Origin of the sequence: Aquisalinus flavus, assembly GCF_014640095.1 — a bacterium.
In the GTDB taxonomy this organism is placed as follows: domain Bacteria; phylum Pseudomonadota; class Alphaproteobacteria; order Caulobacterales; family Parvularculaceae; genus Aquisalinus; species Aquisalinus flavus.
The window spans coordinates 2,093,957-2,110,703 of record NZ_BMGH01000001.1 but is presented as its reverse complement, the minus strand read 5'-3'; the positions used below and the strand labels follow the sequence as shown (position 1 = coordinate 2,110,703).

Genomic DNA, 16,747 nt, shown 5'->3' with positions numbered 1-16,747 from the left:
TGCGCCACAAAGCGTGCTCTATAGCAGGCCCCGCACGGGATACAAGAATTGCCAGCGAAACAGGAAACGGATTTGAGCATGACCCGACCGCAGCCCCGTCCCGGTATCGACGAGATCAAGCCCTATGTGCCCGGCTCTGCCGTCACGGGGTTTGACGGCCCGGTCTACAAGCTGGCCTCGAACGAGAGCGCGCTGGGCCCGAGCCCGAAGGCGATGGAGGCCTATGAGGCGGCGGCGGGCAAGCTGCATATCTATCCCGACGGATCGGCCCGGGTCCTGCGCGAGGCGCTCGCGGCCCGCTATGGTCTTGCGCCTGAGTTGATCGTCTGTGGCGCCGGCTCCGACGAGATCCTGCAGCTGTTGTGCAAGGCCTATCTCGGGCCCGGCGACAATATCGTCATGTCGCGTCATGGCTTCTCGGTCTATCACATCCTCGCCCAGGGGTGCGGCGCGAGCACGAAATTCGCCGAGGAGAAAAACCTCACCGCCGATGTCGATGCCCTGCTGGCGCAGGTCGATGAGAATACCCGGATCCTGTTTATCGCCAATCCGAACAACCCGACGGGCACGGCGATATCGGGCGAGGAACTGGCCCGCCTGCGCGAGGGCCTGCGCGAGGATGTGTTGCTTGTCGTCGATGCGGCCTATGCGGAATATATGGATTGGGTCGATTACGACGAGGGCACGTCGCTGGTGCGGGCGGCGATCGGCACCGGGGCGGAAAACACCGTCATGACTCGGACATTCTCCAAGATTTACGGCCTTGGCGGGTTACGGCTCGGCTGGGCCTATTGCCCGCCATCCATCGCCGAGGTGCTGAACAAGGTGCGCGGGCCGTTCAACGTCTCTCTCTCCGCCATCGAGGCAGGCGTCGCTGCCGTCAGCGATGACGAGTTCGTCGACGACAATCGCGACCACAACCGGCGCGAAAGGGCCCGCGTCACCCAGCGCCTGCGCGGCCTTGGCTTCGAGGTCGGTGACAGCCATGGCAATTTCGTGCTGGCGAAAGGCCGGGGCGATGCGCCGGTCGAGGATGTCACCGCGCTGATCGAATTCCTGAAGACGCGCGGCGTCACCGTGCGCCAGATGGGCGGCTATTTCCTGCCGGATTATGTGCGGATCTCCATCGGCTCGACGGAGGCGAATGATGTCTGCCTCAATGCCATCTCCGAGTTTGCGAGCCAGTGATGGACGAGCCCTTTGAAACGATCGCCATTGTCGGGATCGGCTTGATCGGGTCGTCCGTTGCCCATGCGGCGCGCGCCAGTGCAGGCACGACGAAAGTCGTCGGTTATGATCTTTCTGCTGACGTTCGTGCCGAGGCACTGAGGCTGGGTGTGATCGACGAGGCGGCGGATAGTCTCGAAAACGCGGTGGCCCAGAGCGATCTCGTCGTCCTGTCGACACCCGTCGGCGCCATCGGCAAGATCCTGCCGCAACTGGCTTCCGCCAAGGCTGGCACGGTCGTTATGGATGTCGGCTCGTGCAAGGGCTCCGTGATCGAGGCGGCGCAAGGCCTGCCCGACAGCGTGCACTTCGTGCCCGCGCATCCGGTTGCGGGGACGGAGCATTCCGGCCCGGCCGCGGGCTTTGCCACCCTGTTCCGCAACCGCTGGTGTATCATCACACCGATGGAACGGAGCGACGAAGCGTATGGCCGGTCGCTCGCCCGGGTCGATGCGCTGTGGCGGGCATTTGGCTCTGATGTCGTGCAAATGGATGCGAAGCATCACGATCTTGCCCTGGCTGTCACCTCCCACCTGCCGCACCTGATTGCCTATACGCTGGTCGGTGCCGCCGATGACGTCGAAAGCGTCAATGAGGCGGAAGTTGTGAAATATTCCGCAGGCGGATTCAGGGACTTTACCCGTATCGCAGCTTCCGACCCGATCATGTGGCGCGACGTCTTCATCAACAACAAGGAAGCGGTACTGGAAGTGCTGGGCCGTTTTTCCGAGGAACTTGCCGTGATGCAGAGGGCGATCCGCTGGGGCGATGGCGAGGCACTGGAAAAGGCCTTTGCCCGCTCGCGCGGTCTGCGCAAGGCGATCATCGAAGCCGGCCAGGAAAGCGCCGAACCGAATTTCGGCCGCGACAAGAAGGGTTGAGCCCTAACGATACCGTCCGTGCTCCAGTTCGCGGACGATGTATTCCCGCAAGCGTTCGGCGCCATGTTCGAGGCGATCCACGGTTCCGCGCCCGACATTGCCGGCAAGAACATCGCCAACCCGTCAGGGCTGTTGATGGCTGGGGTCATGATGCTGGTCCATATCGGGCAGGGTGAGGTGGCCGGACGTGTCCATAATGCCTGGCTGAAGACGATCGAGGACGGTATCCACAGCGCCGACATCTCTGGCGTGAGGGTGTGTCGAAACAACGGGTCGGCACGCTAGACTTCGCCAATGCCGTGATCGCGCGGCTAGGCCAATTGCCGGAAAGCCTGCCGATGTTGGACTACAGTGCGGCCAAGCCGCTCGCCGTGCCCGGCGCGACGGCGCGCCGTAACGTGCCGGCTGAGAAAAAGCTCGTCGGGTCGATGTCTTCGTCCAGGCGCCGGGTGACCCCCGACACGCTGGCAAAGGCACTGCGTACGGCGGAAAACCATGTCTTCTCGCTGACCATGATCACCAATCGGGGTGTAAAGGTCTGGCCGAACGGCCTGCCGGAAACTTTCTGTACGGATCATTGGCGCTGCCGATTCGAAGCTGCACAAGACAAGCAGTTCAACAAGGCGATGCTGCTCGAGCTACTGCGCAATCTGCATTATGGCGGCGTCGACTTCATCAAGACAGAAAATCTCTACACCTTCGACGGTGAGCCGGGTTTTTCGCTTGGGCAGGGACAATAAAGGCAAGGGGCGGGGACGGCTCCGGGAGCGGGACGGCAAGCCGCCTGTCACGCTCCCGGCCTTTCTGGCCGTCGCCTGTGTCGCTTGCCAGGCGACCGCTCAGTTTTCGAAACAGACCCGGTTGGCGAGGCCAGACTCGGTATAGCCGGTGGTATAACAGCGCGTTGTGGGTGGTTGATATGGTCCGCTTTTGCTGCTGGGGCGGTTGGCGTAGTCGTTCAGCCCTTTGAGGATTTCGTCCCATTCATTGGGGGCTTGGGGCTCTGCTAGTCTGTTCGCCTTCTCAGCCTTTTCCCGCTGCGTCACTTCGTAGCGCGTTTTTGCGTTCTCAAAAATTGCGGCCGGGGTCTCATTGCACATGATCTGCGCCCAAGACGGCCGGCTTTGTGAGACGAGCCGATAGTATTCCGCTTCGCCTCTGGTCTGAGGTGTGCGTTTTCCAAACTGGATGTCGTTGCGGACGATATTCATGAGAATGTCGCACCCCTCATTCACCCTGATGCGAGGGGTCTGTGGTGCAAGTTTGTTAAGGCGCGAGGCAACATGGCGCGCCCAGATCTCATCCGTCAGCTCTGCTTCGTGAAGGCGATAGCGGGCTTCAAAGGGATCTTCGACCGGTTCAAACCGGGTCAGTGGTTGCTCCAGTGCCCAGTCCATAACGGCCTGAGGTATCCCCGGTTCGGGATACCCGTCTCTGACTTTTTGGGCGTAGTTTGCCTGCCAGTCAAAAGAGCCCTGAGGCATCGGACGTGTGGGCTCGTGTTCCCCGGAGTTGGTGCGATAGACGAGGCTATAGGCAATCTGCATGGCGTTGAGACCGGCGACCCGCTCCGCGACAGACCGATTTTCGTAGGCTGCGATCTCGCGTTCGCGTTTCTCAACGCGGCCCAGATATTCCTGCATGAGTGGCCTGGCCGCTATGGGCGCAACGCGACATTCCTTGCGTCGATCAAACACGCCGGGTCTGGACATATATCGGCGCAGAGCAACGCCCCAGCTACGATAGGCAGCGAGGTCATCTCCAAGCTTTTCAGGACGAAGTTCAAGTTCCGTGGCTGGTTTTGAGCACACCTGGATATCAAACTCGCCAGCGAACAGGCCAAGTTCATCAAGTGTCGGGAGCGATGGGTCATCGCCGAAGCAGGTGCCCAGACTCTTCATTGCAAACGTAATGGCTTCAGGGGGTGGGCCGCCTTCAAACAGTTTCTTCAGCGTACTTTCAGACAGCTCGGCGGTGCTGTTTTTCTCGAGCGCCTTCCTGATGGAGCTGCTGGACTTGAACCCACACTTGCCTTTCGCCTTCCCGTCAAAGCATTCGGCAAAACGATCCTGCTGACTGACCCATTCCGGCATCTTACTGACCTGATCGTAGCCATAGGTATGCCAGAACCAGATGAAGAGCTCGTGGGTGTAGAATTCATCCTTCGCCAGAACATCAGCTATCGGTGCCTCGTTCCAGATCATGCAGGTTGGGCTATCGAGCGAGCTTTGAGACTGAGCGTGTGCGGTTGAGGAGAATGCAACTATAGAGCAGAGGGCGACTGCGGCGCGCAGAACTGACAACATGAATGCGCTTCCTGAAAACACAATTCAGACTATCCTTCTGCTTCCCTTCAGAAACAATACCCCATTCCGGGGATGCGTCGCCTATTGTCTCGCCCGGCATCCCCCGTTTGGAGGGATCGGTCGCCATTGCCTGACGGCACTGTCCAGCAGTGCCAGGTGTCATCCGGCGCGAGAGGTGCCCTGCCATCGAGGGTTGCGACGATCGGGACGGTATTTGCCGAACCGCTTTGGAGCCGCAGTTCGGAACGGATAAGCCAGCCAGCCGACGCCCTTCAGCCTATCCGGTCGAGATCCATGATCGCGACGGGGCCAAGGCGCAGCTTGCCGTTGCGCAATTGCAGGGGCGCCTTGATCTCCTCGCCCATGGCCTGTGACAGGAAGCGCAGGGCATTGTCGGCCTGTTCCGATTCCTCCTGCGTGATCAGGCCCTGCTCGCGCAGCACGGAGACAAGGGCAAGGTGATCCTTCAGTGTCAATTCGATGGTCCCGGCGGGGAAATGCTCGCTGTCGAGGGTCAGGGTTCCATTGGCACGAAGCTGCGTCGGGATCGCCTGACGGCCATCGGACACGACGAGGCGCAGGCCCTCGATGACCAGTTCGCCATTGCCGCGCTGCCAGGCGGCGGCATTGCTTTCGCCGCCCTGCCGGGTCATCACCGTGCCGATCGCCGTGGCCACCACGGACAGATCGACCTCGGCAAAGGCGAGCGGCGGTGTGCCATCGGCCTTCTCGAAGACGATATCGCGTGCAGACAGGGCAAAGCGGCCAAGGTCGCCACTTCTGCCATTCTCCGGATTCTCCGTGATCAGCGTATTGGCCATGACAGAGCCGATTTCCAGCGCCGCGATATCGCCGTCACCGGGCCGCTCGGGACGGGCAACGAGGCCGCGAATATCGAGACCGGTCTTGGCCTCGGCGAGGCTGATGCGGAAGATTGCCGCCGTCAGGTTCCAGATATTCGGGCCGCTGTCATCGGTCAGGTTCAGCTGCTGATCGCCCTCGGGCGACAGGATGATTCGGTTCGGCGAAAGCGGCGGCGTATCGGCATAGAGCATTTCCGCCTGCCACGCCCAGCCAGCGGCAGTATTGGCGATGTAGGGATCTGGCAACTCCGCCCGCAACACGAAGGGGAAGCCGGTAACTTTCATCGGCCCGTGCTCTATCGTCAGCCCTGCGCTTTCCTGCGCCGTCTTCCAGTTGGCAATCTCTTCGCGCATGACGCCAGCGCCCCATGACCATACGAACCAGTAGATGACGACGAGAGCGGCGCCGATCACCAGTGGCAGGAACAGCATCCATCGCGATGCCCGCGGCTGATCATCCTGAGCGTAAGTGTTCATTCCTAACCCCGTTTTTCGCGCCGCGCCTTTACCCCGACGATACCTTGGAAGCACATCCTACAAGCCGTGGCGTGCCGTTAACAGCACCAGATTGTCCCAGTGTCATAAGTTTAATGCCGTCTCAGAAGGCGGTCGCTCGCGATCCGGTTCATCTCGGTGATATCTGCAAGGTGTGGACTCATCGAAGGTATTCCGACTTGTCCGCACCCCGTTCAGCCGCTTTTCCCGAAGGCGCCGGGGCGACGAGGCGCAGGGCCTCGGTCTCGATCGCGCTCTTTACCTCGGCGAGGAATTGCGACCGTTTCATCCCGGGCTCTATCGGCGGCAGGAAGGTCAGCGTGATCGTGCCGGGCTCGCGGCGGATGCCTGGATAACGAAAAAACAGTCCGGAATTATGGGCGACGGGGACGCAGGGCGTGCCGAGCGCCTTGTACAGCCCTGCAACGCCCGGATGATAGGTGCCAGTCTCGCCAGGGGCGATCCGAGTTCCTTCCGGAAAGATCAGGATCTGGCAGCCTTCATCGAGGCGCTCTCTTGCCGCGTCCAGCATCTGGCGCATCGCGTTCGCTCCGGCGGCGCGGTCTACCGCGATGAAGCCTGCCGCGCGGCACCACCAGCCGAAGACGGGTATGGCGATGAGTTCTTTCTTCAGGACGAAACACGGATTGGGCAGCAGCACGGCAAGCGCGATGGTCTCCCACATGGATTGGTGCTTGACGGCGAGCAGGGCGGGGCCATCCGGCATATTGCCCCGGCCTTCGATGCGATAGTCCGTGCCGCAGACGACTTTCAGCATGCCAAGCGCCAGCCGGCCCCACACCTTGCATACGGCGAGGGCCCAGTCCCGTCTCAAAACACTGGGCAGGCAGACGAGGCCGGTGACAAGAGCGCTCAACGGCATCAATATGCCGTATGCGGCAGACCGCAAGGTGGTCAGCATTGTGGCCTTCCCTATTCCAGCCGCAGCACCTGGGCCATCCGTACCAGCAGAAACTTGTTATACTCGGTCACCAGAACCTGCCACGCTTCCCCCGATTCAATCCAGCCCTGCGCAGGCGCAATGGGGGAAGCGACGGGCCAGGCGATGACCTGGGTCTGCGGCATCGAATGGCGGATTTCCGCGATCGCACGCGGCATGTGATAGTCGGTGGTCACGACGATGATACGTTCAAAGCCGTTTTCGTCGACCCAGTCACGCGTTTCGATGGCATTGCCCCTGGTGGTCAGCGCGCGCTGGCCAAGCTCGATACAGCATTCGAACAGGGCAGCTGAGTTCTCGATATAGGCGGCGAGCTCTTCTTCCCTGGTGTCCGGGTGGGTGCCGGTGATCAACACCTTGGTGCCATTCCCGGACTCCATCAGGGTCACCGCCGCGCGGATCCGCGACAGGCCGCCGCCCGTCAGCGCGACGATGCCGGTCTCGGCTGGATCGGAGTTTTCCAGTTGCAGGGAGGCAATCTCATTGCCCTCGCGCGGAACCTTCGAGACGAAAAGGGCAAAGCCGCCGGCCCAGAGGAGGGCGAAAACGATCAGCAATTGTCCAACGAAGCGTATCAAAGCCTGTCCTGCCTTACCCCACACTGAAGCCGGTTCATCAGGCCCCAAGCTCCAAAGATTAGCGCATTTGTCGATGCTGGCAAGCTAACCGGTTGTAATGTGGCACAGACATGCCAGACCGGTTAGCGAAACCGGTATCAGAACCGCTTTTCGAGGGTCTTGAGAACGGTCGTGCGGGCACTCCATGCCGCGACGAGGCAGGTGAGCAGGGGTACGATCAGCAGCCACAGAAACAGGCCTGAATCGGTCGAAAAGGACGGCAGGAAATAGCTGTTGGCGATCGATCCGCCAAGCAGCAGGACGGCACTGGCGACCGCCGCACCTGCCGCGACAACGCCAATGATCGAACCGCGCAGCCCGAGAATGAAGAAGCGTCTCTGTACTTCCTTGGCGATGAAGGTGTCGGTTGCGCCGACGAGGTGCAGCACGTCGACGACTTCCCGGTTGGCGGCAAGGCCCGCCCGCGCAGCAAAGATGATGACAGTGCAGACGGCGCCCATAATCAGCATGAAGACGCCGAAGGCAAAAATCTGGATAACACGGGCCGAGGCGGCGAGGCTTGCATTCCACGCCCCGTGATCGTCAATCGTGGCATTCGGCGCGACGCCGGCAAGGCTCGATGCCAGGCTGTCGAGTTCCCCGCGCATTGAGGGCGCCACTTCAACGGCGATGATGCCCGGTACCGGCAGGCTGGCGGGCAGGTTACCCTTGCCGAGCCACGGCTCCAGCAGCTTGCCGGCTTCCTCGCGGGTCAGGGCCTCGGCACTCAGAATGCCTTCCGTGCCTTGCAGGAACTCCATGACGGTCTCGGTATTGGCGGCGATCTCGCCAACATCGCTTCCCTTCACCTGGATGGTGATCGAGCCGCGCAGATCCGCCGTCCAGTCCCGCGCTGCCTTTGACACCGAAAAGAAGCCTGTCAGGGCGAGGGCGGCGAGAAAGCAGATCACCGCGATGACGGCCGTCAGGGGTGCGCCCGCGGCGCCGGCCTCGGGCAGAAGCGGCATGCGCTTTGCCCGTGGTCCGTGATCAGCCTCGGCGACCGCGTCTGCGTCTAAGGGCTCGAGGCTCATGAGGATCTCCGGGCGGCTTCGGGTTCAGCCTCGTCGAGCCGGTCGCCGGTGGCGCTTGCCTCGGTATAGGGTGTCGACGCCGCGCTCGTGCCGGGGCCTGCTGGGGCGGCATCCTTCAGTGGCCCGTGCAGGGTCAGCGTACCATCCTTCAGGCGCAGGATGTTCTTTTTCATCCGGCGCACCAGGGCAAGGTCGTGGGTGGCTACGATCACCGCGGTTCCGAGCCGGTTCAACTCCACCAGCAGCCGCATGATGCGCTCGCCCATGATCGGATCGACATTGCCCGTCGGTTCGTCGGCAAGAATCAGGTCCGGCTTGGACACCAGCGCCCGGGCCAGGGCCACGCGCTGCTTCTCCCCGCCCGACAGGGTTGCGGGCAGGGCGTCCATCTTCCGGCCCAGTCCCACCCATGTTAAGAGTTCGGTTACGTCTTGGCGGTAATCCAGTTGGTTAACGCCCGCCACGCGCATGGGCAGGGCCACGTTTTCAAAGGCCGTTAGATGATCCAGCAGCCGGAATTCCTGGAAGACCACGCCGATACGCCGCCTGATGGCGGGCTGGTCGCTGCGCGGCATGTTGGCAACATTCTGGCCGAACAGGGACAGCGAGCCGCTTGTCGGCTTGTGGGCAAGATAGATCATCTTCAGCAGCGACGTCTTGCCGGCGCCGGACGGCCCGGTCAGGAAGCGGAAGTCGCCATTGCGGATGACCAGATTGACGTCCTTGAGCACGTCAATCTGCCCGTCATAGGACAGGCCCACCATGTTGAATTCCGCAATCGGGTCCACGCTTACTCCGGTTATGATACTAGCTGGCAATACAAGACTGATTCTGGCTCGGGGCAGAGAGAATGAAACTGATTTGCCCTACCTGTTCCACCCGATACGATGTGCCGCCCGGCAGCATTCCGCCACAGGGCCGCTCTGTCAAATGTGCGTCCTGTCATCATTCATGGCTGGCGATGCGCGCCGCTGCCACCGCCTCCTATGGTATGGGCGAAACCATACCGCGCTGGGACCGGTCACGCCCAATGTCGGCGACCGCCGGTCGTGCCGCGTCAGGGTTCTCCCGCCCGGCCCGCTCCAGCCAGGGGTCGGCAGCGCTGGCAGCGCTGTTTGACAGCTATGAAGATGAGGCGATCGAAGACGAGAGCGCAACCGGGACCTATTTCGGCGCCGCTCCCGAGGCTGACATCGATGATCGGGACGAGCGGATCATCGAGGCCGACTGGCATGAAATCGGTCCTGCAGGCAATCAGACCGAAACCGTCGACGAGCGCATCGATGCTGCCCTCACCATGCCGGCGATAGCCCGGCTGGTCAGCCAACATGAGCACGGGCCAGGGCAAGAACCGCTGACGCCGCCGCGCCCTGGCACGGCAACCGGCAAGGCCGGTTCGCGCAGCGAGATGAGGGCGCCTCCTAACGAGTCGCTCGCGGCCGAAACGGATGCACCGTCGGAAAATTCCCCCGGCGCCTTCCGCAGCGTGGTGCGCGGGCTCGTCGCCCTGATGGAAGGCGTCGCCGACCGCGCTGATGGCGTCCTCGGAACGCTGTTGCGCGGGCGCGAGGCCCGGGTCGAAAGACTGCTCACTCCCGGTGACCGCAAGGTCTCCGAATGGCGGATGGAACAGCTGCGCCGTGCCCGCCGCCGCATGACGCCGAAGAAATTTCTCGGCTGGGCGGGGTTCTACGCCGCCATTGCCGCCGTCGCCTATGCCGGTATCTTCATGCGCACCGACATCGCCCAGGCCTGGCCCCAGGCCGGGGCCGCCTATACTGCCTTTGGCATGATCGGCGGGCCGGAGCCGGTGGAGATTTCCACCATCACGCATCGCTATGCCCGCTCGCCGCAGGGGCCGGTCATCGAGCTTGCCGGATCGGTCAGCCATCAGGGTCGCGACGTGGTGAAGTCACCGCTGATCCGCGCCGATGCCCTGGATCCCGACGGTCGCGTCCTGTCGAGCTGGGCGTTCAGGCTGGAGGGCGCAGGGCAGTTGTCGCCGCAAAGCGAGACGCCCTTCCGCACGAGGGCGCTGGCGCCCGCGGGGACAGCTCAGGTCAGGATCGATGTGATGAATGCCGAAGAACGCGCCGCGCTGGAACGCAGCCAGCCGGAAGTGATCGCCGCGCTGGAAGGCGGGCTTGGCGGCAACGCCTATTTCATGCGAAAGACGACCAGCGGCTGGGGCGAGGCGCAGCAGCCAGCGCCCCTGACCCGCATGAGAGACTGATACGAGACCGAAGGGCACGCATGCGCACTCTTTATACGGAAGACCAGATCGCCGGACGCCTCGTCACGCTGGGCGAGAAGATCGTCGCGGACCTCGGCACCGACTTCGTGCTGATCCCGATCCTGACGGGCGGCTTCGTGTTCGGCGCAGACCTTGCCCGCGCCATCAACCGCGCCGGTGGCGACTGCTTCATCGACACGCTGCATCTGGCGAGTTACGGCGACAAGCATACCTCGTCAGGCGTCGTGAAGCTGTTGAAGGACCTGACCAAGCCAATCGAGGGCAAGACCGTGCTGCTCGCCGACGATGTGCTCGACTCAGGCCGCAGCCTCTATTTCGCGGCCAGGCTGATGGAGGAACGCGGCGCGGCCGGCGTGAAGATCGCCGTTGCCGTCGACAAGCAGACGGGCCGGGCAGAGCCGGTCCACGCCGATTATGCCGCCTTCACGGCGGGTCCGGACGATTTCCTCGTCGGCTATGGCATGGACGATGCCGGCCAGAAACGAGGCCTTCCGTTCATTGGCGCGCTTTAGGCCAAACCGGTCAGGCGGCCTTGTCCTCATTGCCGATCAACTCCCGGAACCGCTGGAACAGGTAGAACGAATCCTGAGGGCCGGGACTTGCCTCCGGGTGGTGCTGGACGGAAAAGGCGGGCGCATCTTTCAGGGCGATACCGGAATTCGACCCGTCGAAAAGCGATGTATGCGTAGCGATGCAATTGTCGGGCAGACTTGTCTCGTCGACGGTGAAGCCATGGTTCATCGACACGATCTCGACCTTGCCGGTGGTATTGTCCCTGACCGGATGGTTCGCGCCGTGATGGCCCTGGACCATCTTCATGGTCCTGGCTCCAATGGCCAGTGCCAGCAGCTGGTGGCCAAGGCAGATGCCGAGCGTGGGCACTTTTGCCGCGATCAGCTGCTTGATCACCGGCACGGCATAGGTGCCCGTCGCGGCCGGGTCGCCCGGGCCATTGGACAGGACAACGCCATCGGGCTTCAGCGCCATGATGTCATCGAAGCTAGACTGCCCGTTGACAACGGAGATGCGGAAGCCGGCGCTGGCGAGCCGCCGCAGGATGTTGCGCTTCACGCCATAATCGATGACGACGACATGCGGCGCGTTCGGATCGCTCTGGCGGCCATAGCCGGTGCCCCAGACCCAGCCGGTCTCGTCATGGGGATAGGTTTGCAGCGTGGTAACTTCCTTGGCCAGGTCGAGCCCCTCGAGCCCCGGCCAGGCGGTCGCCTTTTTCTGCAGAGCGTCGATATCGAAATTGCCGGAGGCGGCATGGGCGATCACGCCATGGGGCATGCCTTTCTCACGGATCATGATGGTCAGGGCGCGGGTGTCGATGCCGGCAAGGCCGATAATCCCGCGGCGCTTCATCCAGGCCGACAGGTCGAGCCGGGCGCGATAGTTCGACGGCGCGGTGATGCGGTCGCGGAAGATCGCCCCGCGTGCGGCGGTCGCGGCGGCGGGGGAAGCGTTTTCGATATCCTCGTCATTGGCACCGACATTGCCGATATGGGGGAAGGTGAAGGTGATGATCTGCGCCGCATAGGACGGGTCGGTCAGGATCTCCTGATAGCCGGTGATCGCCGTGTTGAAACACACCTCCCCCACAGTGCTGCCGGTGGCCCCGAACCCTTCACCTTCGAACACGGTGCCGTCCGCCAGCACCAGAATACCGGTGGGGAAAGTTGATCTCACGCTGTCTTGACTAATCCTCATGGCGATATAGTGTCCCGTTTCCTATCTATAGGGCTGAGAGCTGGCGCTGAGCGGCTCGTAAGCTCCGTGGGTGGCTGCCAGATGGCACGCAAATTGCCGCGAAGCTATGCGAAAGTGCAAAACGGGTCAAGAAAACGAACGGCTCTAAATTCTTAATGAAAAACAAGGCTTTGACAATGACCGCGACAGCGGTCCCGTCTTTGGTTGATATCGGATGGCAACCCGGGATGGTCAATGGAGAATCATATGCTGTGCGAACAGATTAATTTGGCGCTGAAGACGTCGATGAAGGAGCGGGCCCCGAAAGTCCGCATCGGCACGCTGCGCCTGATCAATGCCGCGCTGAAGGACCGCGATATCGCGGCCCGCTCGGAAGATCGCTGCGGTGGCCTGACCGACGAGGAAGTGCTGGGCATCCTGACCAAAATGGTCAAGCAGCGCGAGGACGCTGCCCAGACCTATGAGGATGCCGGCCGGATCGAGCTTGCCGAACAGGAAAGGTCCGAGATCGAGGTGATCCGCGAATTCCTGCCGCGTCAGCTGACCGAAGCGGAAATCGACACTGCCGTGGAAGCAGTGATTGAGGAACTCGACGCCGAGGGCCTGAAGGACATGGGCAAGTGCATGGGCGTGCTGAAAAGCAAATATGCGGGCTCGATGGATTTCGGCACCGCCGGTGGCAAGCTGAAAAAGCACCTCGCCAGCTAGGGCTTGCAAAAGGGCTGGAGGCATGAAGATTGACGCTGATGCCGCCGCCCTTCTCGCCGCAATTCCAGACACACCGCGCCATGTCGAAGCGCGATCCTGCCTGATTGCGGGCACGGCAGACCTGCTCTATTGGCAAGATCAGCCTTTCGCCTATGCCCTCATCAATCGCAATACCGGCACGCTGTTCGTGCACGGAGCGCCAAGGGATGAGGTCATTCTCGAATGGGCCAAGGACGCCGCCAAACTCGAGATGGAACTGGTCGGCGACGAGGCGCACGCTGGTGCGCTGAAGGCCCTGCTGCCGGGTTGGGAGTACTACCCGGCGATACTGTTCCGGCTCGCCGGGGCGGTGGCCGCGCCGGGTGAGGGGGAAACGGTATGGCTGTCCCTGAATGACATCCGTACGGTGAAAATGCCGGAGGTCGTGCGCGACGAAATTCTCGTTGGTGCCGTCGATGGACGGGTGGCCTGCAGCCTTGAAAAGGGCCGGCCGGTGTCCTTTTGCTATGCGGGCGCGATTACCGAAGCCCTGTTCGATATCGGCATCGACACATTGGCGGGCTTCCGCCGCAAGGGCCATGCCCGCCGCGCTGCCGCCCTGATGATCAGCGATATGTCCGCGCGAGGGCTGGCGCCCGTCTGGGGCGCGGTGGAGGAAAACATCGCCTCGATCAGAGTCGCCGAGAAGCTCGGCTTCGAGCCGGTCGACAGCTGCAACGTATTCGCCCTGCCGGATTAGATCGTCCCACGAAAAAGCCGCCCGGTGAGGGGCGGCTTCTACATTTGTTCGTATGCGTCCGGCCTAGTTCGACGCGAACAGTACTTCTGCGGTTTCCGTCTCGGTAAAGGACGGCTGGCCGCCGCCTATGGAGATGGTCGCGCTGGAGCCTGACGGCGTGACCATTTCTCCGTCCTCGGCGATAAACCCTAGATTGGCCGGGGTCAGATCGAAAGACACCGTCTTGCTTTCGCCCGGCGCCAGCTCGACGACATCGAAGGCGACAAGCTCGACATGCGGCACGGACGGGTTGGCCCGCTCTGCATGGCTGATATAGACCTGCACCACTTCGCGGCCCGCCATCTCGCCGGTATTGGTCACCGTCGCCGACACCGTCATTGGCTCACCGGCATCATGACTGCCCGGAACGCTGACGTCGGAATAGTCGAAGCTGGTATAGGACAGTCCGTAGCCGAACGGATAGAGCGGCTCGCCGGTGAAGTATTTATAGGTCCGGTTTGCCATCGAATAATCCTTGAAGCCCGGCAGGTCATCGACCGACTTGTAGAAGGTCACCGGCAGGCGGCCGGACGGGGAGAATTCGCCCCAGAGCAGGTCGGCAATGGCAACGCCCGCCTTCTCGCCCGGATAGAACGCCTGGACGATGGCGTCGACATTCTCCTCTGCCCAGTTCAACGACATCGCAGAGCCGGAGAAATTGACCATCACGACAGGTTTTCCGGTCGCTTCGAGCTTCTCCAGCAGCGCTTCCTGCACGGCGGGCAGGTCCATATGAGTGCGGTCGCCGCCGAGGAAGCCGTCGAGCTCGACACCCATTTCCTCGCCTTCCAGCGTTGCATCGATACCGCCGAAATAGAGGATCACATCAGCGTCGTCCGAGGCCGCCATGGCTTGCGCTTCGAGGTCCCTGTCGGCACGGGTCCAGCTCAGCTCGGCGAATTTCTCCAGACCGTCGCGGGGCCATCCGCTGTTGAAATTCATGGTCATGGTCAGGTCGTATTGCTCGCCGGCGGTCAGGTCGATCGGATCGGAGCCGACCTCTTCGCCATTGACCGTGGCCTTTGACCAGCGCGACGCTTTCATCAGGTACGAGCCGCTTTCCTCCGGCACCAGCACGCCTTCCCATGTCGCGCCGAACTCGTCGTTGAGGCCGTTTTCGACCGGCCCGCGCTCCCAGTAGAAATCGATATTCGGGTCGATTTGCGTGACGCCGGGTTCGCCCGAAAGGTCGGGGTCGGCGTAATAGGCAGCTTCCAGACCCGGCTCCAGTTCGCCGCTGTCAGTGCGGTGGAACAGGACATCTGCCGGCACCGGTGAGAAATCCGTGTAGAAATCACCGGCTATCGTCGAGCCCAGCGCGTAGGAGACATTCTCCGCGCCGACCTTGGCCTTGATACCTTCCAGTGCAGTAACCGGCTGGGTCGGGATGCCGTTGTAGTTGGCGATCAGGGTCATGTAATTATCGGCATTCGGCCCGATGACGGCGACCTTCGTGCCTTCGGCCAAAGGCAGGATGCCGTTGTTCTTCAGCAGCACCAGCGATTTGCGCGCCGTGTCTTCCGACAGGGCAATGTTTTCGTCGCTGGCGACTTCCGAATGGGGAATATCGGCGTAAGGTACCATGGACGGATCATCATACATGCCCAGCCGGAAGAGGGCAGTGTACAGACGGATCACCGCCTGATCGATTGTCTCCTCGTCGATAAGGCCCTGTTCGACTGCGGCGGGCAGGGCATCCATCTTGTTGCCATAGCCGTCGCCGCAATTGAGATCCGTGCCCATCTTCACCGACAGGGCGGCGGCCTCGGCGCGGGTGTCGACATAGTCATGGGCGACGTAATGAGCCTCGCCGGTTTCGATCTTGGCTTCGTCATAATAGAAGTCGCCGATCGCGCCGCAGTCGGACACGACATAGCCGTCGAACCCGAGATCGCCGCGCAGGATATCCACCATCAGGCGTTCGGAGCCACAGGCTGGCGCGCCCCAGACGGCGTTGTAGGCGCACATGACCGATGCCACGTCGGCCTCGTCCATCGCCATCTTGAAGGCGGGCAGATATGTTTCCCAAAGATCCGCATCATTGGCGACATAGTTGTCGCGGTGACGCGAGGGTTCCGGCCCGGAGTGAACGGCGAAGTGCTTCACCGTCGCAACTGTTTTCAGGTATTCGGCGTCATCGCCCTGCAGGCCATTGACGAAATTCACCGCCATGCGGCCGGTCAGGAACGGGTCCTCGCCATAGGTTTCCATGCCCCTGCCCCAGCGCGGGTCGCGGAAGATGTTGATGTTCGGCGACCAGAAGGTCAGCCCGCCATACATGGCGTAGACATCCTCGGCGGCATAATAGTGGTGCTTGGCGCGGCCCTCGTCGGAGATGGTCGTCGCGACCTCCAGCATCTGGTCCTCGTCCCAGGTCGCGGCGAGGCCGATCGCCTGCGGGAAGACGGTGGCATGGCCGGCGCGGGCAACGCCGTGCAGCGCCTCGTTCCACCAGTTGTATTCGTGAATGCCAAGGCGCGGGATCGCCGCGGCTTTGTCATACATCTGCGCGGCCTTCTCTTCCAGCGTCATGCGCGAAACGAGATCGCGGGCGCGCTCCTCCGACGACAGGGCCGGATTCTGGAACGGGTAGTCGCTGTCCGTCTGCTCGGGCGCGACCGGTTGCGCGGGTTCCTGCGCAGAGCTGACGCTGTCGCTGCAGCCGCTGAGCAGAGCCAGTGCGGCTGCCCCGGTAAGAAACGATCCGAAGAGGCTCGCCGTGCGGTGGGTAATCATCGTTTTCCTCCCAAAAATTTTCTGATTTGCGCCATTTGCGGCTGTTCTTGGTGCCATTTGTTGCACGCTAACATTGCCATTGCCAAGCGCTTTCGGCCTCGACTTTCAGTGTGCGGCGCAACAAAAAGCCTCCCGCCGGGAAGCGGGAGGCTCGAGGTTACACGGGCCGAAACA

At 62.2% G+C, this 16,747-nt stretch carries 14 protein-coding genes and 1 pseudogene; 7 read left to right on the top strand and 8 right to left on the bottom strand.

From position 1 onward, the window contains the following. The first annotated feature begins 78 nt into the window (after positions 1–78). From hisC to IEV88_RS09690, 3 genes and pseudogenes are all read left to right on the top strand, one after another. On the top strand, positions 79–1,188 hold the full coding sequence (gene hisC, locus IEV88_RS09705) for a histidinol-phosphate transaminase (protein WP_188158638.1): 1,110 nt from the start codon (positions 79–81) through the stop codon (positions 1,186–1,188). Next, the gene (locus tag IEV88_RS09700; protein WP_188158639.1) at positions 1,188–2,108 is read left to right on the top strand and encodes a prephenate/arogenate dehydrogenase family protein; all 921 of its coding nucleotides are present in this window, start codon (positions 1,188–1,190) and stop codon (positions 2,106–2,108) included. Before hisC ends, IEV88_RS09700 begins: the two co-directional genes overlap by 1 nt. Before the next feature lie 60 nt (positions 2,109–2,168). Further along, positions 2,169–2,848: pseudogene (locus tag IEV88_RS09690) on the top strand (isocitrate/isopropylmalate family dehydrogenase); the annotation flags it as partial. Between the two features lie 99 nt (positions 2,849–2,947). Here the strand turns inward: IEV88_RS09690 and IEV88_RS09685 are convergent. The 6 genes from IEV88_RS09685 to ftsE all read right to left on the bottom strand — a co-directional run bounded on the left by IEV88_RS09685 (position 2,948) and on the right by ftsE (position 9,172). Next, complete coding sequence (locus tag IEV88_RS09685; RefSeq protein WP_188158641.1) at positions 2,948–4,414, bottom strand: hypothetical protein; 1,467 nt, start codon at positions 4,412–4,414, stop codon at positions 2,948–2,950. Between the two features lie 272 nt (positions 4,415–4,686). After that, complete coding sequence (locus IEV88_RS09680; protein ID WP_188158642.1) at positions 4,687–5,754, bottom strand: DUF2125 domain-containing protein; 1,068 nt, start codon at positions 5,752–5,754, stop codon at positions 4,687–4,689. Positions 5,755–5,932: 178 nt separating this feature from the next. After that, positions 5,933–6,694, bottom strand: coding sequence for a lysophospholipid acyltransferase family protein (locus tag IEV88_RS09675; protein WP_206711213.1), 762 nt, complete (start codon positions 6,692–6,694; stop codon positions 5,933–5,935). An 11-nt stretch (positions 6,695–6,705) separates the two neighbouring features. Further along, the gene (locus tag IEV88_RS09670) at positions 6,706–7,311 is read right to left on the bottom strand and encodes a YdcF family protein (protein ID WP_188158643.1); all 606 of its coding nucleotides are present in this window, start codon (positions 7,309–7,311) and stop codon (positions 6,706–6,708) included. Between the two features lie 137 nt (positions 7,312–7,448). Further along, positions 7,449–8,384 carry a cell division protein FtsX gene (locus IEV88_RS09665; RefSeq protein WP_188158644.1) on the bottom strand — a complete coding sequence of 312 codons (936 nt, stop codon included), beginning with the start codon at positions 8,382–8,384 and terminating at the stop codon, positions 7,449–7,451. Continuing rightward, a complete protein-coding gene (gene ftsE / locus IEV88_RS09660) occupies positions 8,381–9,172 on the bottom strand; it encodes a cell division ATP-binding protein FtsE (RefSeq protein WP_229731448.1) in 792 nt (263 codons plus the stop codon). The genes IEV88_RS09665 and ftsE overlap by 4 nt, the downstream gene beginning before the upstream one ends. Positions 9,173–9,234: 62 nt before the next feature. Here ftsE and IEV88_RS09655 point away from each other — a divergent pair, with 62 nt between their 5' ends. Continuing rightward, entirely contained in the window at positions 9,235–10,617 is a 1,383-nt protein-coding gene (locus tag IEV88_RS09655; RefSeq protein WP_188158645.1) for a zinc-ribbon domain-containing protein, read from the top strand. A gap of 20 nt (positions 10,618–10,637) precedes the next feature. Continuing rightward, positions 10,638–11,150 carry a phosphoribosyltransferase gene (locus IEV88_RS09650; protein WP_188158646.1) on the top strand — a complete coding sequence of 171 codons (513 nt, stop codon included), beginning with the start codon at positions 10,638–10,640 and terminating at the stop codon, positions 11,148–11,150. A 10-nt stretch (positions 11,151–11,160) separates the two neighbouring features. On the opposite strand, the gene carA is transcribed toward IEV88_RS09650, so the two are convergent. Beyond that, on the bottom strand, positions 11,161–12,351 hold the full coding sequence (gene carA / locus IEV88_RS09645) for a glutamine-hydrolyzing carbamoyl-phosphate synthase small subunit (protein ID WP_188158647.1): 1,191 nt from the start codon (positions 12,349–12,351) through the stop codon (positions 11,161–11,163). A gap of 234 nt (positions 12,352–12,585) precedes the next feature. Between carA and IEV88_RS09640 the strand changes: the two genes are divergently transcribed. Both IEV88_RS09640 and IEV88_RS09635 read left to right on the top strand, forming a co-directional pair. Next, positions 12,586–13,059: a GatB/YqeY domain-containing protein gene (locus IEV88_RS09640; RefSeq protein ID WP_188158648.1), complete on the top strand. Its 474-nt coding sequence runs from the start codon at positions 12,586–12,588 to the stop codon at positions 13,057–13,059. A 22-nt stretch (positions 13,060–13,081) separates the two neighbouring features. After that, on the top strand, positions 13,082–13,798 hold the full coding sequence (locus IEV88_RS09635; protein ID WP_188158649.1) for a GNAT family N-acetyltransferase: 717 nt from the start codon (positions 13,082–13,084) through the stop codon (positions 13,796–13,798). Positions 13,799–13,861: 63 nt separating this feature from the next. On the opposite strand, the gene IEV88_RS09630 is transcribed toward IEV88_RS09635, so the two are convergent. Further along, positions 13,862–16,573, bottom strand: coding sequence for a glycoside hydrolase family 3 C-terminal domain-containing protein (locus IEV88_RS09630; protein ID WP_188158650.1), 2,712 nt, complete (start codon positions 16,571–16,573; stop codon positions 13,862–13,864). Positions 16,574–16,747 lie beyond the last annotated feature (174 nt).